At 58.8% G+C, this 15872-nt stretch carries 15 protein-coding genes and 2 pseudogenes; 11 read left to right on the top strand and 6 right to left on the bottom strand.

Annotated features, from left to right (window positions below):
• Positions 1-94 precede the first annotated feature (94 nt).
• A complete protein-coding gene (gene panB / locus P0R31_RS05435; RefSeq protein ID WP_275513152.1) occupies positions 95-967 on the top strand; it encodes a 3-methyl-2-oxobutanoate hydroxymethyltransferase in 873 nt (290 codons plus the stop codon).
• Positions 968-1876: 909 nt separating this feature from the next.
• On the opposite strand, the gene P0R31_RS05440 is transcribed toward panB, so the two are convergent.
• Entirely contained in the window at positions 1877-2488 is a 612-nt protein-coding gene (locus P0R31_RS05440; protein ID WP_275513153.1) for a cupin domain-containing protein, read from the bottom strand.
• A gap of 1111 nt (positions 2489-3599) precedes the next feature.
• On the opposite strand from P0R31_RS05440, the gene istA reads away from it, so the two are divergent.
• From istA to P0R31_RS05485, 9 genes and pseudogenes are all read left to right on the top strand, one after another.
• Complete coding sequence (gene istA / locus P0R31_RS05445; protein WP_275513154.1) at positions 3600-5126, top strand: IS21 family transposase; 1527 nt, start codon at positions 3600-3602, stop codon at positions 5124-5126.
• Between the two features lie 10 nt (positions 5127-5136).
• Positions 5137-5877, top strand: a pseudogene (gene istB / locus P0R31_RS05450) (IS21-like element helper ATPase IstB).
• A 161-nt stretch (positions 5878-6038) separates the two neighbouring features.
• Positions 6039-7043 carry an ABC transporter substrate-binding protein gene (locus tag P0R31_RS05455; RefSeq protein WP_275513155.1) on the top strand — a complete coding sequence of 335 codons (1005 nt, stop codon included), beginning with the start codon at positions 6039-6041 and terminating at the stop codon, positions 7041-7043.
• The gene (locus P0R31_RS05460) at positions 6955-7338 is read left to right on the top strand and encodes a hypothetical protein (RefSeq protein ID WP_275513156.1); all 384 of its coding nucleotides are present in this window, start codon (positions 6955-6957) and stop codon (positions 7336-7338) included. The genes P0R31_RS05455 and P0R31_RS05460 overlap by 89 nt, the downstream gene beginning before the upstream one ends.
• A 144-nt stretch (positions 7339-7482) precedes the next feature.
• On the top strand, positions 7483-7734 hold the full coding sequence (locus P0R31_RS05465; RefSeq protein ID WP_275513157.1) for a hypothetical protein: 252 nt from the start codon (positions 7483-7485) through the stop codon (positions 7732-7734).
• A gap of 65 nt (positions 7735-7799) precedes the next feature.
• Entirely contained in the window at positions 7800-8444 is a 645-nt protein-coding gene (locus P0R31_RS05470; protein WP_275513158.1) for a carbohydrate ABC transporter permease, read from the top strand.
• Between the two features lie 197 nt (positions 8445-8641).
• On the top strand, positions 8642-9163 hold the full coding sequence (locus P0R31_RS05475; RefSeq protein WP_275513159.1) for a carbohydrate ABC transporter permease: 522 nt from the start codon (positions 8642-8644) through the stop codon (positions 9161-9163).
• Between the two features lie 287 nt (positions 9164-9450).
• Positions 9451-10254, top strand: coding sequence for a ribokinase (locus P0R31_RS05480; protein WP_275513160.1), 804 nt, complete (start codon positions 9451-9453; stop codon positions 10252-10254).
• Positions 10251-11021, top strand: coding sequence for an SDR family NAD(P)-dependent oxidoreductase (locus tag P0R31_RS05485; protein WP_275513161.1), 771 nt, complete (start codon positions 10251-10253; stop codon positions 11019-11021). Before P0R31_RS05480 ends, P0R31_RS05485 begins: the two co-directional genes overlap by 4 nt.
• A gap of 9 nt (positions 11022-11030) precedes the next feature.
• On the opposite strand, the gene P0R31_RS05490 is transcribed toward P0R31_RS05485, so the two are convergent.
• A complete protein-coding gene (locus P0R31_RS05490) occupies positions 11031-11237 on the bottom strand; it encodes a hypothetical protein (RefSeq protein WP_275513162.1) in 207 nt (68 codons plus the stop codon).
• A gap of 373 nt (positions 11238-11610) precedes the next feature.
• On the opposite strand from P0R31_RS05490, the gene P0R31_RS05495 reads away from it, so the two are divergent.
• Entirely contained in the window at positions 11611-11994 is a 384-nt protein-coding gene (locus P0R31_RS05495; RefSeq protein WP_275513163.1) for a VirK family protein, read from the top strand.
• 385 nt (positions 11995-12379) lie between these two features.
• Here the strand turns inward: P0R31_RS05495 and tnpB are convergent, their stop codons facing one another.
• From tnpB to P0R31_RS41000, 4 genes and pseudogenes are all read right to left on the bottom strand, one after another.
• Positions 12380-13204 carry an IS66 family insertion sequence element accessory protein TnpB gene (gene tnpB / locus P0R31_RS05500; RefSeq protein ID WP_275513164.1) on the bottom strand — a complete coding sequence of 275 codons (825 nt, stop codon included), beginning with the start codon at positions 13202-13204 and terminating at the stop codon, positions 12380-12382.
• Between the two features lie 340 nt (positions 13205-13544).
• Positions 13545-13850, bottom strand: a complete 306-nt coding sequence (locus P0R31_RS05505) for a hypothetical protein (RefSeq protein WP_275513165.1) — start codon at positions 13848-13850, stop codon at positions 13545-13547.
• A gap of 347 nt (positions 13851-14197) precedes the next feature.
• Positions 14198-14494 (bottom strand): IS4/Tn5 family transposase DNA-binding protein, encoded by a 297-nt coding sequence (locus P0R31_RS05510; RefSeq protein ID WP_275513166.1) that lies wholly within the window; start codon positions 14492-14494, stop codon positions 14198-14200.
• Positions 14495-14601: 107 nt separating this feature from the next.
• Positions 14602-14961, bottom strand: a pseudogene (locus P0R31_RS41000) (transposase domain-containing protein); the annotation flags it as partial.
• Positions 14962-15872: the final 911 nt, after the last annotated feature.

The following is a 15872-nucleotide window of genomic DNA, read 5'->3' on the forward strand; positions in this document are numbered from 1 at the left end:
GCAAGTTTCTTTGTTGTCAGCATTGACAGTTTCCTGTCACCTTCTTTAGGAAGCGACGAGACGAGGGTAGCGGGCCAGCCGATCGGGATCTGAGATGAGTCAAAATTCGGAGACGCCCATTGAACGCATTACGATTCCAACCCTGCTCCGGTGGAAAAGAGAGGGCCGACGTTCGGTAATGACCACTGCTTACGACGCCGTCACGGCACACATTGCCGACCGCGTCGCAGACATCATCCTAGTTGGCGACAGCGTCGGCAATGTCTGTCTCGGATTCGAAAACACGCTATCTGTCAGCGTGGCGATGATGAACCATCATCTTGAGGCGGTTGCGCGCACAAGGCCTCGTGCCTTGCTCGTGGCCGATATGCCCTATCTTAGCTTTCATGTCAGTCGAGAGGAGGCGATACGCAACGCTGGTGGCTTCCTGCAGCGTGGTGCAGATGCCGTCAAATTGGAGGGCGGGGCCAAGCGTGCAGAAATAGTGCGCGCCTTGGTCGATTGCGAGATTCCTGTGATGGGCCATCTCGGCCTAACCCCTCAAAGTGTCAATGTCATGGGTGGTTTCAAGGTTCAGGGGCGGACAGCCGATGACGCTTTGCGCCTACTCGAGGACGCCCAGCGTCTGCAGGAGGCCGGATGCTTTGCTCTGGTCTTGGAAGGAATTCCGGCCGAACTCGCTGCCAGAGCGACCGAATTCCTGACGATTCCGACAATTGGAATCGGAGCAGGTCCTGATTGTTCAGGCCAGGTACTCGTTCTCCACGATGTGCTGGGCCTAACTGAAGGCCGCCGCCCCAAATTCGTTCGCGCCTATGCGGATGGCTTCCATGTGTTAAAGGAGGCGCTGTCTCGCTGGGCCGCAGATGTCCGCAACGGTGCCTTCCCGGCATCCGAAGAGTCATATCGGCTTCCCGAGGATCTGGGCGATACGATCGCAAATTGGACGCCTTCCAACCCGACCTAATATAGCGGGATCGCCAAGGTCAAAGACCGTAACCATGCGTTCGCCTGGCCGATCGCAAGCTCGCCCATTCTGCCCTGTCTCATCGAATGCATACGAGGTGCGCCCAGAGCGGCATTTGATCTGCTCCGCACGCTTCTCTGAGGAGCAGAAGGTGCCGCGGTCTCGCCAAAATAGCCGTAAGATCTACATCTCACCCGGCTCATAGCCCGGATGACAGCAACTGCAGGCGGAAAAGGACATCGTTCGCTTTAGCGAGGCGGCACTCACCCCACAAGGCAACGCAGCTATACGCACTCCTGCGGGCCCGACGTATTGATTTGCGTCCAAAATGCGGGGCAAGTTGCGGGATTTCATAGTTAACGGGCTGTTCATTGCATGAATTAAGATTGAAGTATCGTTAGTGTCAGCAGTCACGGCGAGCCACCGGTTGAACGTGCGGTTTTCGCCAAGGAGGACGCATCGGATTCGGACGCTTGCGGCAACCGTCCGTCGCGAGACGGGCACGTCGAACCGCAGTCCGGTGATGCGGTGGAGGAAATGCAGGGGGGAGGGGCATCCAGGTAACGCCGACGGGAGGCGAGAATGAACGACAGACCCTATAGTTCCCAGCACTGCTCAGTGCAGTGCTGCGCAATGTGCGGTCGGAGATTTGGCCTCGTCCGCTATTATCGCTGGCGAACGGCCCTATGCTCCAAGAAATGCGTGGTCCGTTTCAAAGAGCGGCAGGAGGCCGACCATAACTGGCTCCGTGCGATTGCGAACGGCTAAAGGTGAGATCAGGCCGCTGTATCCAGTCGGCCAAGCAGCCTCTCTCGCAACCCAGGAGATCGGGGAACTCATCAGCTGGATCTCGAACATCTCCACTCAAGCTGCCGATCAATGTCGCTGTTTGGAGCGATTGACGCGAAGCTACTGCAGCGTCGTCACCCAGATCACGCGCGCCACCTGCTGGGTCGGGTTGTCGAACATGTGCGGCACGATGCTCGGAAAGCGAAAGCTGTCGCCGGCTTCCAGCACATGGGCCTGGTTGTCGAGCCACAGCCGCAGGCTGCCCGAGAGGATGTAGCCGGCCTTCTCGCCGGTGTGCTGCAGGAAGTCGGTGCCGGAGGAGGCGCCAGGGTTGAGCGAGAGCTCGTAGAGCTCGAGCTGGCCCTTGCCTTCCGGGGTCAGCGCTTCCTTGACGACGCCGCTGGCGGTGAGCCGCAGCAGCCGCCGGTTGGACTTGCGCACGATGTAGCGTTGCCCGTCGGCGCGATCGCTGCTCTCGAAGAAATAGGAGATGGGGACGTCGAGCGCGATGCCGAGCAGGCGCAGCGTGCGGATCGACGGCATCGCGCGTGCGCGTTCGAGCTGGCTGATCATGCCGGTGGACAGGCCGGTCTTGTTGGCGACGTCCTGGATCGAGAGGCCGGCGCGCTGACGCAGTAGCCGCACAGTCTCGCCGAGGCGCTGGTCGACCGCATCATCGGCTTCGATCGCCGGGGCGTCCTTCGAATCCTTCGTATCGCCGCGACCATTCATGTCGCTCTCCCATGCATCATCTCAGCCACAGCGGTGCGGGCTTCGGTCGGAGTGAAAAGGTTGCGCATCCTAGCATGTGACTGCCAGCTATATTTCGTCATGACGAAATTTGGGCTGGAGAAATCTAGAAGGAAAGCCAACCTCTGTCGTGCTGCCGGCTTTTAGAGGGCTGGGAGGCGGCGCCGCGCCCCCATAATGAAGAGTGAGTCATGGCAGAAGACGGTCAAGTCCGGCGTTGGCGCACTGCAGCTTCCGCATGGCCGGCAATTCTTCCAGTTCGGCGCGCGCGCAGCGGCGAGGTGGACTCTTTCGGTAACCGCCTTTGGCCCAGGGCGACCATATCTCGTGCCGAAGGCCAAATTCTAGCGATCGCGGTCGCATTCCGCTCCTCGACCAATTGCGATTTCAAGCGTGGATTGCTGCCGACCCATTCTATGTCACTGACAAGCTGCAGCCGGTCAGATCACCACGAGGACGCTTGCAGAGATAATACCTATTCGACGGTGATCGACAGCACGGTCACATCTTTCGATAAGGCACGGATATGGCCCAAAATGTCCCGTTCGGTTCGTTCATCAAGCGCGGGGCTGCTTCATCGGGAAGGACCGGCGGATTGCCATAGCGGTCGAGTGGGAGCCATCATAGATGCGTCAGTCGACCGGTGTGATGCTTGCGCGGCAAGCTGATCAGCGGCCTGCCGTTTTGCAGGCGCTGGCTCCCATGCATCCGAGTTCAATATACCCTCCGGCCAGCGGAGCTTGCTGACGGCCCGCAGTTCCTCTCCTGAATCATCGTTCTTCGACGTTACCCAATCTTACTCAACTCTGGTTCGAAAAGCCGGTTACGACGTAAGAATGAGGGCTAGCCTTCTCGCCACTGCGGCCTTTCGGAAGAGGAGGGGCGCGTGGTGCCGATTCCGAGGCGATCGCGCGCACCGTTCCGATTTGATCGCGCGCGGCATTCCGAAGTGATGGCGCGCAGCATTCCGAGAATTGTCCGCGCAGGATTCCGAAGCGATCGCGCGCACTTTTGAGGTAGGAGAACCTGATCGTTGGGGCATTTTCCGGTCGGATAGCGACCGGAGAAATGGATGCCGACGAGGAGGGTTACGATGCGCCACGTGCGCGAGATTTTGCGTCTGAGCCTGGAAGCAGGGCTATCGACCCGGGTGATCGGCGAGCGTTCCGGGGTCGGGGCGACGACGGTCCGGGATATGCTGAAGCGGTTTGCCCGCTCCGGGCTGAGCTGGCCAGTCCCTGTGGAGATAAGCGATGCCGACCTGGAAGCGTGCCTGTACGGCTTACCTGGGGTGAAGCCCGGCCGGCGCAAGCAGGCGGAACCGGACTGGTCGGCGGTGGCACGTGAGCTGAAGCGCAAGCATGTGACGCTGCAGGTTCTGTGGGAAGAATATATCGCCGCGCACCCGGGTGGCTATCGCTACAGTCGTTGGTGTGACCTGTTCCGGCGCTGGGAAGGCCGGCTGCCTCTGACGATGCGGCAGAACCACGTGGGCGGCGAGAAGATGTTTGTCGATTACGCCGGCGACAGGGTGCCGGTTGTAGTCGACCGCCGGACCGGTGAGGTGCGCGATGCCCATCTGTTTGTGGCGGTGCTCGGCGGATCGAGCTTGTCATTTGCCTGCGCGACGTGGACCGAGCAGTTCGCCGACTGGATCGAGGCGCACAATCGCGCCTTCGCATTCTTCGGCGGCGTGGCCCATCTTCTGGTCCCCGACAACGCGAAGGTCGCCGTGATCAAGGCGTGTCACTTCGATCCGATGGTCAACCGCAGCTATACCGACATGGCGCGCCATTACGGCACGGCGGTGCTCCCGGCGCGGCCGAGGAGGCCGCGGGATAAGGCGAAAGTCGAGGCCTGCGTCGGCATTGTCGAACGCTGGGTTCTGGGCCGCTTGCGTAGCCGGATCTTCTACAGCTTGGCCGAGGTGAACGCTGCGGTCGCCGAGTGCATCGCCGATCTCAACGACACACGGGTGCTGCGCCAGTACAGCAAAACGCGGCGTCAGCTGTTCGAGGAGATCGACGCGCCGAACCTCAAGCCGCTGCCGATCGAACCGTGGATCCACGCTGAATGGAAGCGTTGCCGGGTCGGGCTCGATTATCACATTGCCATCGAGCATCACCATTACTCGGTACCGTGGCGCTTCGCCCGCCGCGAGGTCGAGGCCCGCATTACCGCACGCACGGTCGAAATCTTCCTTGATGGCGAACGTATCGCCGCCCACATGCGTGGAAGCGGCAACGGGCGGCATACGACGATCCCCGAACATATGCCGTCGAGCCACCGGCGCTACCGTGAATGGACGCCATTGAAGATCCGGGAAGAAGCTGCGCGGATCGGGCCGATGCTGTCGCTGCTGGTCGAGAAGATCATCGAGGATCGGCCGCATCCCGAGCAGGGCTATCGGTCATGCCTCGGCATCATCGGACTGGAGAAGCGCTTCGGCACCGAACGCCTGGAAGCGGCCGCGCGGCGCGCGCTGGAGATCCAGGCGCGCAACTATCCCTCGGTCAAATCGATCCTCGAGAAGGGGCTCGACAAGATCCCGGTGCGCAAAGCCCCGGAGCAAACGCCGATCTTCCACACCAACATCCGGGGCCCCGGATATTACCACTGAAAGGACTGCAATGCTCAAACACCCGACACTCGAACTGCTGGGGCAACTCGGTCTGGCAGGCATGGCCAATGCGTTCATCGAACTGGAAAGCAACAGCGATGCCGCCAACCTCAGCCACGCCGAATGGCTTGCCCTTCTCCTCGATCACGAGGCGACCTACCGCAATGGCCGGCGCCTTGCGCTTCGCCTTCGTCACGCCCGGCTACGCCACCATGCCGTGCCCGAGGACGTCGATTACCGCGCGGCGCGCGGTCTCGATCGCCGGCTGTTCGACAGGCTGCTCAAGGGCGACTGGATCGCCGCCCATGAGAGCTTGGCCATTATCGGGCCGGCCGGCGTCGGGAAGAGCTGGTTGGCCTGCGCCATCGGCCACAAGGCTTGCCGTGACAATCGCTCGGTCCTCTACACTCGGCTGCCGCGCCTGATCGATGACCTGTCCCTGGCCAAGGGTGACGGCCGCATCGCCGCGCGCATGAAAAGCCTCGCCAGGGTCGATCTCCTAATCCTCGACGATTGAGGGCTTGAACCGCTCGGCGGCAATGCCCGTCACCACCTGCTCGAAATCCTCGAAGACCGGTACGGGCGTCGATCAACGCTGGTGACCAGCCAGCTCCCGGTGGCCCGCTGGTTCGATCTGATCGGGGATCCCACCTACGCCGATGCCATCCTCGACCGCCTCGTTCACAACGCTCACCGGCTCGAACTCAGCGGCGAATCCATGCGCAGGTCCACCATCCCCGCGGCCGCTTGACCGGACCCCAAACACGGTGACATCTTGCCACGACGATCAGGTGCTCCACCTGCGCGCGATCAGATCGGAAAGCTGCGCGGCATCAGATCGGAATACATGCGCGCGATCGTCGGAATCCGCAGCGCGTGGTTTGCGGGCCAAAAAGCCCATCGGAGGGAATCATGCCAAGGAAGCTCGCCGCTGGTCGCGGCCATTCGGCCAATTTTGCCGGAAAAGCACTCATATGCTCTACGCTTTTGGCCGGGCTGGCCATAACGTTTACTCAAGCCAAGGCGGACGACGTCAACCGGCGGCAGTTCGAAGGTGCGTCGATCGTCTGGGCCTATGACATCCATCCGTATGCCGACGCCGTCGCGGCCCAATTGCCTGAGTTCGAGAAGCTCACGGGCATCAAGGTAACGCCGGAGCTTAATCCAGACGACGCCTATTGCAATAAGCTGACCATCCAAATCAGCACAAAGTCACCAAGCTGGGACGTCGTGGGCACCGGGATCCAACCCGCTTGGAATCCCGCGCCGGGCCAGTTGCTTGAACCGCTCGATGGTTATCTGAACGATCCCAAACTCACCGCTGCGAGCTATGATTATAAGGACTTCTTCCCTGCCCTGCGGGATGCGCTGACCTGGAGAGTTAAGGAGGGACAGATCGAGCCCGGAAGCGGGCAAGTGTGGGCGATCCCGCATGGCTTTGAGAACATCCAACTGTTCTATCGTAAGGACATCCTTGACAAGTTCGGCCTCAGGGTTCCGACAACCCCGCCGGAGATGTCCGCGACATGCGAGAAGCTGAAGGCTTCGGACCGCGCGATTACACATTTGGGTGTTCGCGGCGTACGCTTTTGGAGCAGCATCCACACCGCCGCGATCTTAATTGCAAAATCCTATGGCGTGCACGATTTCCTCCTCAAGGATGGCAAGCTCGAGACAGGTCTGGACTCACCAGAGTCGATCGCGTTCCACAATGACTATGTGGACATGATCAGGAAATGTGCGGCACCGTCCTTTGCCAACGACAACTGGTATCAGGTGGTCGATTGGCATCAACTCAGGACGAATAGCTATGGCAATCGATTCCAACATGTTCGGTTTTTGGAACGACGTAGCCGGCAAGCCGACCTCGGGGAAGATCGCCTTCGCACCGCCCTTGCGTGCTCCGAACAGCAATAATTTTGAATCCAACATCTGGCTCTGGTCGCTCGCGATGAACGCCGCTTCGCAGAAGAAAGGTGCAGCCTGGCTGTTCATCCAATGGGCAACGTCAAAGCAGGTCGAGCTGACCGGTGCCATTTCCGGCAAGCTGGTCAACTCTCCGCGCGCCTCCACCTGGACTGACAAGGCCTGGCTCGAATACGCGGCCAAGCCTGAATTCAACAACTTCGTGGACACGTTCAAAGCTGTGCGGAAGAGGGCTGCATTGGCCTTTACGCACCGGGTCGGCTTTGCTGAAGCAATGAATGCTTAGGCTGTTGCCATGCAGAAGATCGTCAACGGAGCCGATGTGAAGGCGACCCTCGCCGACCTCACATCAGAGATCCGTTCTTCAATGTAAAGCACAAGCAGGGGCGGCAGTGGCAATTGCCGCCTCTCGCCCTCTAGAGAAAATGCGATGGACCTCCGTGGATCCGACGGGATTGCCACACTGCAGTCTTCGACCGGTCAACTCGCCTCGTCAAAACATGAGACGGCGACTGGCCTTGAGGAGCCGCGTCTCGACTGGTGGAGCATTGCTGCGATCGCTCCAGCTATCACCATATTGCTCGGGTTTCTTTTCTTGTTCTTCTATGGTGTCTTTCAATCTCTGACTGAACTCAAATTTGGGCGGCCGCTGGTCCGCTTCATTGACCTCGACAAAATGTAACTCTGGTCAATACGCCAGATTTCTGGAATAGCGTCCGCGCCACCATTGTTTACGCCGGATCGGCAGTGGTTGTGCAAGCCGCGTTTGGTCTCGCACTTGCTAAGCTCTTCGCCACGGACGTCTTTCTTGCGCGTCTGATGCGCCCCATCATTCTCCTGCCGCTCGTCCTGCCTCCGATGAGCGTCGCGCTGATGTGGACGACGATGATGGACCCACAGAGCGGGATCATGAACTATTTGCTTTCGCTGACCGGCATCAGTCGTTTTGCTTGGATCTCAGACCCCGCGACCGCAATCTTTTCGCTCGTCTTGATCGATGTCTGGACTTACAAGCCGTTCTTCGCGCTGATCATTTTTGCCGGACTGCAGGGTATAAATGATGAGGTGAGGGAGGCGGCGCGCGTCAATGGAGCGAAGGGATGGGCAACCTTTCTGCACATCGAGCTGCCGCTCGTCGCTCCCTACATCCTGATCGCCTCAATGTTTCGGTTGATCGAATCCCTTAATCAATTCGACATCATCTTCGGCACAACGCAAGGAGGACCCGGCAACACTACCGCCGTGCTCTCAGTGCGCGCCTACATCACTGCATTCCAGAATCTCGCCTTCGGGCGTGGGGCTGCCATTATGGTAGCCAAATGGATGGTCGTGCTGGTCGGGACATTCGCCGCTGTCAAGCTGTGGCGCTTCGTTCGGCAGCGCGTCAGCTGAGAGGAACACAATGCGCTTCAAACGTTCAGCCGCCGCCAATCTGGTCGTAAACGTCCTCGTCGGTATATGCGCATTGATCCTGGCATTTTCTCTTGTCTGGATCGTGATGATGTCGCTCAAGCAGCAGGCGGAGGTCATGGCTTGGCCACCAAGCTTCGTGTTCTCGCCGACATTGGACAACTTCCGTGTCTTGTTTGATGTGGCAGGCGGGTGCGACGAGCTACGGCACCATAAAAGTCGACTTCCTTACCCCAATCACGAACAGTGTCGTAATTGCGCTCGGCTCCGTTGCCGTCTCCTTAGCGGTGGGGGTTCCTGCGGGATACGTTCTGGCGAGGCGGGATCTACCCCGCAAGGAAGACATCGCCTTCTTCATTCTTGGATTCCGCTTTGCGCCGGTGCTTCTGGTCGTCATCCCACTCTTCAGCGTGTTTCAGACGATCGGACTGTATGACACCTATCTCGGCATGATCTGGGTCTACCAGGTCGTCACACTGCCGATGATTGTTTGGCTGAGCCGCTCCTACATAGAAGACATCCCAAAGGATATCGAGGAGGCGGCGGCGATGGATGGTGCCCGACCCTTTCGGATCATGTTGCACATCGTGCTGCCGCTCTTAAAGCCCGGCCTGATCGGTGCCTCGTTGCTCATCTTTCTGCTTGGGCCTGGCACAACTTCGCGCTCGGTCTTATGCTCAGCTCGACCAAGGCGCCGGTGACTGTGGCCCTTCTTAAACTGCTCAACCCAGGCGTACAATTCTACCCTGTCATGGCCGCGGGCCTGGTCATGACAATGGTCATTCCCGTCATTCTGATCGTTATCGGCCAGCATCATCTCGAACGTGGCCTTACCTTCGGTGCGGTAAAATGAGTGTCAGGCCATTGGCGTTCTTTGGAACGACAAATCTCGATCTCTGCTTCGCTGTCGATCGACTGCCAACCCCAGGTGAAAGCCTGATGGGCACGTTGACCCGCAACCCTGGAGGAAAAGGCGCCAATCAGGCCGTTGCCGCCGCCCCGGCTCGGGCTCAAGCCTCACTTCTACACGCGGCTTGGCGACGATGAGGCCGGTCACACCCTGTTGCGGTCGCTGTGCGAAGCCGGCGTTTGCGCGGATGCGATTGATATCTGTGCCGGCGAGATTTCGGGGTCGGCCATGGTTATGGTCGGTGACGACGGCTCCAACATGATTGTGATCGACCCTGCCGCAAATCTGAACGTGACGCCAGATATGATCGAGAGCGCGGCGCAGTTCATAGAGCCCGATACCATCGTCGTTGCGGAAATGGGTATGCCGATCGGAGCGCTCAATCGGCTCTTCGAGATGAAGCCCGAGAGGGGTTTTGAGCTCATCTTCAATCCGGCGCCGGTGCGGCCGGGGCTTTCGTCGGCGGCCTGGCGAAATGTCGATTTCGTGACGCCGAATCAGACGGAAGCTTTCGAGCTGACGGGAATCGAGGTGTACGATTTCGAAAGTGCCGCGCACGCTGCCATGAGGCTTGTTGATCTCGGATCAAGTGCCGCGCTGATCACCCTTGGTGCACAGGGCGTATACTATGCCGATACGGAAACCTCATTTTCGCTGCGGGCCTTCCCTGTCAAGGTGATCGATACCACCGCCGCGGGAGATGCCTTCAACGGGGCGTTCGCCGCATCATTGGCCCAGCGGCTGCCTCTAAGGCAAGTAGTGAGAAGGGCGCTAGCCGTAGCCTCGCTTTGTGTGACGCGGCGCGGCGCCCAAAGCTCCATGCCTACCGCGGAGGCAGTTGACGAGTTTCTGAAGTCCCAAACGATCTTGGAGTTGGAATGACTGAACAGTTCTCAGTATCAGATAGAACGGTGCTCGTAACCGGAGCCGGAGGCGGCATCGGGTCTGCCATTGTGAATGCATTTCGGGCAGGAGGGGCGAACGTCCTTGCCACCGACAGCAACCTGGCAAACCTCAGGAACACTTTGGCAAGCTTGCCCTATGGCAACGGCGTCGTGCCCATGGCAATGGATGTGGCGCGCGAGGAAGATGTCACCAGAGTTCTCGATAAGATTGGCAAGAACTTCGGCGGGCTCGACGTGCTGGTCAACAATGCGGGCATCAAATCTGCCCAGCCGCTCTTAAACGGCAACACCGCGAAGATTGAGCGCACGATCCAGATCAACTCGGTAGCCGTTTTGCGATGCTCGAAACTGGCGATCGAGCGTTTCATGCAAGCCAAGGGGGGGCGGATCGTCAACGTCGGCTCCTCGCTGTCCGCACAGGGGGCAGTCTTCAACTACCAGGCCGGCGGCGCCGACTATTGCTTGTCAAAGGCAATCGTTCACGACGTGACCAAGCTGCTTGCCTATGAATGCGCGCCACTCAACATCAATGTGAACGCAATCGCGCCCGGAATCATCGATACGCCGATGCATGGACGCCCGCGTGAGGAGACTGAAGCTCGCCATAGCGGCCGGATCCCCTTGGGACGGGTCGGGGTGCCGGAGGATATCGCGGGTCTTGCGGTCTTTCTCGCAAGTCCTGCAGCTTCCTACATGACCGGGCAGATCGTTCACGTGAATGGCGGGATGCTGATGAATGGCTGACGCGGACCGTCACATCAAATGGCCGCCAATCGAGGGATCATTTCGGATCTGGATGGCGTGGTCTATCGCGGGAGTGCTGCGATCGAACACCGGCGCGTCACGCGACAGGTTCACGAAATTGGTCTTGAAGCTGAATCCGCCGCCGAACGCCGGATAGTTGAGCACGTCCGAATAATCGATCAGGGGATAGACGACCGGCACCTGGCTTACGCTCATGTGAACCACCACTCGTGGGTCGCAAACCAAGCCAAGTTCCCAGTTGCGACCAGGTGTGTGTCAGCTTGCCGTCAGCTAGGTCCACTATCAAGGTCCATAGGCGGACAACGCCGCGCAAAGTCGCAGACAGAACGGTCATCGCATGTGCATTCAAAGCAGTGTTTCGCCCATCGAAAAATGGTGCGTGGACGAGGTTGGAACGGAACAGTCACGAGACAGCGCCGCGCGAAAGAACGGCAAGTGGTTTACAGCGCGGCATCGAGAGGGTCGCCTGGCGCCTAACTTTGTGGCTGAGCGATCAGAGGTAGAACGTTGCAGGCTGTTTAGAAACACGCGCCTGTCGGTCGCTGTGTCCTTGATTGCGGCCGTAAGCGTGAGCACGCTCGTCAGGGCAGATGAGCCCTCGCCGAAATACATCGAGGTGCTGAACGCCCTCCAGGCGGGAAAGAACGTGAGAGTCGTGATGGATCTGAGTCGCTGTACAGTCGCCGATGGTGGAAAGCCAGGGCCGGCGACGCAGGGTGGGTTGGCCATCAGTGCTTTCCGGGTGACGCCCCAGAATGGCATCAGCTTTGCCAATGCGCATCAAACCCTCGATAGTTCGGGGCGCGCGGTGACGGAATACATTCGGCACAACCTCAGCCGCGAGGGCAAACTCACCGTGCGCGCATCTAAACTTGTGGTAGGCACAGCCGATGTCGTGAATCAGGGCGAGTTTGTCTGTGAGCTGCCCGAGGGCGCGAAGTTCATGTGGTAACCAATTGGTCTCGCCGGCTGAAGAAAGTTGGTAATCATTGCGCCACTGAATTATGGCGTGAAGAGCCTCGCCATGAAACCTGTACGCGGAGCTTTTCCGGATGTCGCCCTGCGAGCAGGTCGACCACCTTTACTAAGCCCGTGAGGTGTTTAGATAAGCGTCGTTTCCTTAAATTTCTCGCAGCACATGGGATCTCTTCGAAGGGATCTGTACCTGAGCACATGCTTAAGTCTGACGTGACAGCGCGTTGGCCGGAAGTGATCACGAAGCTGGAACGCCGTCGTTGGCTCTCGAAGAAAGACAAGTGCCGGACCGTAGGGGGCGCTGTACCAAGGCGCACGGCGTTCCCGAGAATAATCCCCCGCGACACGCCGAGAGTAGACGTTCATCGTTTTCTGCGCCGACGGTGCCATGCCCAACTCGGCACAGAGTCATTTTGCCGCACTGATCCAGCGATCTGTGGGCGCCGCGCTTCCTCCGGGCGGACCAACCGCCAAGCCAGGCCCTCAAACAGCGCGGTGAACATTGCCGGCGATATCCGCACCACGCCGTCCGCAAGCTTTGGCCACACGAACTTGCAAGCCTCGAGGCGTTTCTGCACCAGCACCAGGCCGGTTCGATCCCACACCAGAATCTCAATTCGGTCCGTCCGTTTCGACCGGAACACGAAGGCCGCACCGCTGAACGGATCGAAACCAAGTATCTCCTGCACCTTCGCACCAAGCCCATCGTGCCCACACAGTGGAAGTCGACGGGTCGCGTCGCGATATAAATCTTCAGTTCGGAGCCGGGGACAATATCGTGACGCCCGCACCGCGCGGATCAATCGAGACAGCTGCTCCCCATCTATCGCCTCATCCGCTTTCGCCGCATCCGTTCGCACGACGACGTCGCCAATCGCAATCTCGAGCTTGACTGCCGGAACGTGACGCTCCTCTAACAGCCCGTCCACGACAAGCGGTTGCGAACGGCGGCTGCGGAGCCTCGCGCGACGATAGTTCGCGGCGCTGTCGGAAGCGTCGTTGCCAATGGTAAATTTGCCAGCGCGTCGCTCCGAGCTTGCGCGCTGCCTCCGCACCTGAGCGCCGGGCAGCAGACTTTCGCCGACGATCCGAGCCCACTCGGCCTCTGAACGCACACGACGCCCGGACGGCCCCTCAAGCACTTCCAGCCGGCTGACTGCTTCGGATCCAACTGATGAGCTGTCCAAACGCGCGTCTTTAATTACCCATAAATCTTTGCCTCGATCGCGGCTCCCAGTTCGATATCAGTCAGCCGTGACAGTCCGCGCTAGATAACGGCATTTCCTGGAGGCTGATCGATGGCTCGGGCCAGAATATCCTCCGAGCCGCGCGATCTTGACGACATAGTGCGAGAGCGTGCTTCGTGGCGATCAGCACCCCTGTCTTTCACCAAATGATCAAGAAGCCTGGGTTCGGGATCTCAGCGCCGTCTGCGGTAGGGCATTCGGCGAGGAGCGATTGAGTATCGTCATCCAGAAGACGCGCCAACTTACAATCCAAAAAACAGCGATCAGATTGACCAGACGCTCAGCGGTTCGCAATTTCGAGTCCTCCGCCTTGGAGCTTCCACTCGATCTTCTTTCGCCGCTTCGGCGTTCTCCGCTCTTGAGCATGGATCACGGTCAGAGTGAGTGCGGGATATTTTCTTCTGCTTACCGACCGGCGGCAGAATTCGAACTTGCGGAAACGAATTTCGAGAAGCGCTTCATCCGGATCGCCTTTGTCGTCCTTGACCTTGATCCGATGTAGGCCTTTGACCGTAACCTCGTCCATTTCGTCGGCAATTGTATGATTGCCATCCCCGGCAAGCCGACCAACACAGGTTCGCACCAAGAAGTGTGTTCCAACCTCCCTCGGCCAGGCAAAACAACTCATAGATGTTGCTCTCGCGATCACCAATATGAACGCATCGTCCAGGGGCAGCGAGAAGGTCGGTCGATTGCCGTAAATTCTCCAGCCAGCGGATACTCTCCTTCTGCTCGATCGGAACACGCGTCGGATTGATCTTCCGCTTCAGCGCCATCGTCCCCCTTGAACTTCTTGCGTGTCCAAAACTTGATTGCCGCTAGTCCGAGCGGAAGCCCCTCGTCGTCACGGCGGTGCTCGAATGCGTCAGGATGCCGCACTGTGTGCGCCCTACCGTCTTGCGCGTAAAGCCAATCAAATCCGGCTTCTCGCGCTTAAGCTGAATTCCGTCCCGTGTCATGGAGAACGAGGATCGATCCCTTCTCGTTGACCCGTTCGTTGGAGAAGAAGCGATAGGCGGCCTTCGTGTTGGCCCAGTCCTGACAAACCAGCGGGATGCTTTGTCCCATATCGCTCCCCATTTGTGGGAGCAGTTTGCAGAACCGGCGGCCAAGCCGCTCATCCTTAAACTCGCATCCCGCAGCTTCCCGATCAACCCACGTCTCAATACCGGTCGTCAATCGCTGAGCACGCGCCTCCGCGCGTTCCTTCCAAGCCCATCGAGCACCCACACTCGCGAATCAGGTGCTCAACAACGAATCACAACAGAGTCTTCCGATTCAAGAGTTCCCCCGCGGCGCGGCGTTCACAACCGATGTCAAATGTGCGTAATTGAAAGTTACCCGCAACCCTCTTGATGCCGGCTTGACGTTTTGCGGAATCGCCATGGCATGAGGTCGTCAATTTTGCTTGGTGGATGGCCGGCGATGATCGCTTCGAGTGTTTCGGCGATGTAGGCGACCGGGTTGACGTCGTTGAGCTTGCAGGCCGGCACGATGGATGCGAGCAAAGCCCAGTTTTCGGCTCCGACCTCGTGACCGGCGAAGAGCGCGCTTGTTTTCTGATCATGCAGATCGGCCGAATCGCGTTTTCAACCGAATTGGGTCGAGCTCGATACGCCCGTCATTGAGGAAGTGCGTCAGTTCCGGCCCAATGCGTAGTGGACTTCCTCAGCAAGCGTCGAGCCGCTCGAGGTCATAAGCACGGCTTCGTTCAAGAGCCCATACGCGCGACAGATGTATCGAAAACCGACAATGTCGTGTTCATTCGATCACATACTAAAACTCTCGAGCAGCGGCTACTAGCGCTGCAATTGTAGCGTCCGATTGTGTTAGCAAGAGTAAACCGCTCATCCCAACCAAGCAAAGCGGAAGATAATAAAGCCGCAAGAAATGGCTTTGCTACTTTGGCGATGCTTTTGTGGACAGGTTCTTCCCCTGGTATGTACAACTTGACGCTACATGCGAATTCAATCCCTTCGAAGGGATGTTGCGTGAGTGTCTCCCATAGCTAGGACTGGTGGCTTGCAATCCTCGGACTCTCCTCCGCGAGCCGCGCCTCTGTCGAAATGCGGTAGACGTTTAGAGGAAGGGACCGGCATTATGCTAAGGCTCGATCTTCTCTTGTCGTCGGTGTCACCTTCAAGACGGCCAATGTGGGAAGCGTAATAAGGCGGCCCGCCATTTCAGAATGGTAGGCTGAGGTCTACGCGGAATTCACTCTCCTGTACCAAGACGGCATCAGATTCCGAGAGTGGCACGCAGATTGCTGGTATGAGCAACAAAGAGCCGCGCGGCCAAAACGGTCGGCGAATTCGCCGCAGATGTTGCACGATGAGACTTGCCCGATTTATCCTGATCAACGCAACTCTTATGCCGTTTATGCTCGGAAATGCGGGAGCGGCGAACAACAATGTGGCGGTGACCGCGCCCCCCACAGAGCCGGCGAAGATTGCAGCGGGTAATGCTGTTGGCGTCAACGCTTCCGGTAAGACGGGTTTAACTTTGCATTCAGGCTACTGCGGATGGCGCAGAGCCCCAGGATCTCCTCACAGCTACTACCACTACTGCATGATCAAGGCGCTGGTTGCGCGGGCACTGATCCCGAAGC

The organism is Bradyrhizobium yuanmingense, from assembly GCF_029167105.1.
Taxonomy (GTDB): Bacteria; Pseudomonadota; Alphaproteobacteria; order Rhizobiales; family Xanthobacteraceae; genus Bradyrhizobium; species Bradyrhizobium yuanmingense_A.

What these genes read in the sequence shown, in the direction of transcription:
- istA (WP_275513154.1), top strand. Translation starts at nt 3,600, where the DNA reads ATGCGCCACGTGCGCGAGATTTTGCGTCTGAGCCTGGAAGCAGGGCTA.
- P0R31_RS05475 (WP_275513159.1), top strand. Translation starts at nt 8,642, where the DNA reads ATGTGGCAGGCGGGTGCGACGAGCTACGGCACCATAAAAGTCGACTTC.
- P0R31_RS05485 (WP_275513161.1), top strand. Translation starts at nt 10,251, where the DNA reads ATGACTGAACAGTTCTCAGTATCAGATAGAACGGTGCTCGTAACCGGA.
- P0R31_RS05490 (WP_275513162.1), bottom strand. Translation starts at nt 11,237, where the DNA reads ATGAGCGTAAGCCAGGTGCCGGTCGTCTATCCCCTGATCGATTATTCG.
- P0R31_RS05455 (WP_275513155.1), top strand. Translation starts at nt 6,039, where the DNA reads ATGCCAAGGAAGCTCGCCGCTGGTCGCGGCCATTCGGCCAATTTTGCC.
- panB (WP_275513152.1), top strand. Translation starts at nt 95, where the DNA reads ATGAGTCAAAATTCGGAGACGCCCATTGAACGCATTACGATTCCAACC.
- P0R31_RS05460 (WP_275513156.1), top strand. Translation starts at nt 6,955, where the DNA reads ATGTTCGGTTTTTGGAACGACGTAGCCGGCAAGCCGACCTCGGGGAAG.
- P0R31_RS05440 (WP_275513153.1), bottom strand. Translation starts at nt 2,488, where the DNA reads ATGAATGGTCGCGGCGATACGAAGGATTCGAAGGACGCCCCGGCGATC.
- P0R31_RS05465 (WP_275513157.1), top strand. Translation starts at nt 7,483, where the DNA reads ATGGACCTCCGTGGATCCGACGGGATTGCCACACTGCAGTCTTCGACC.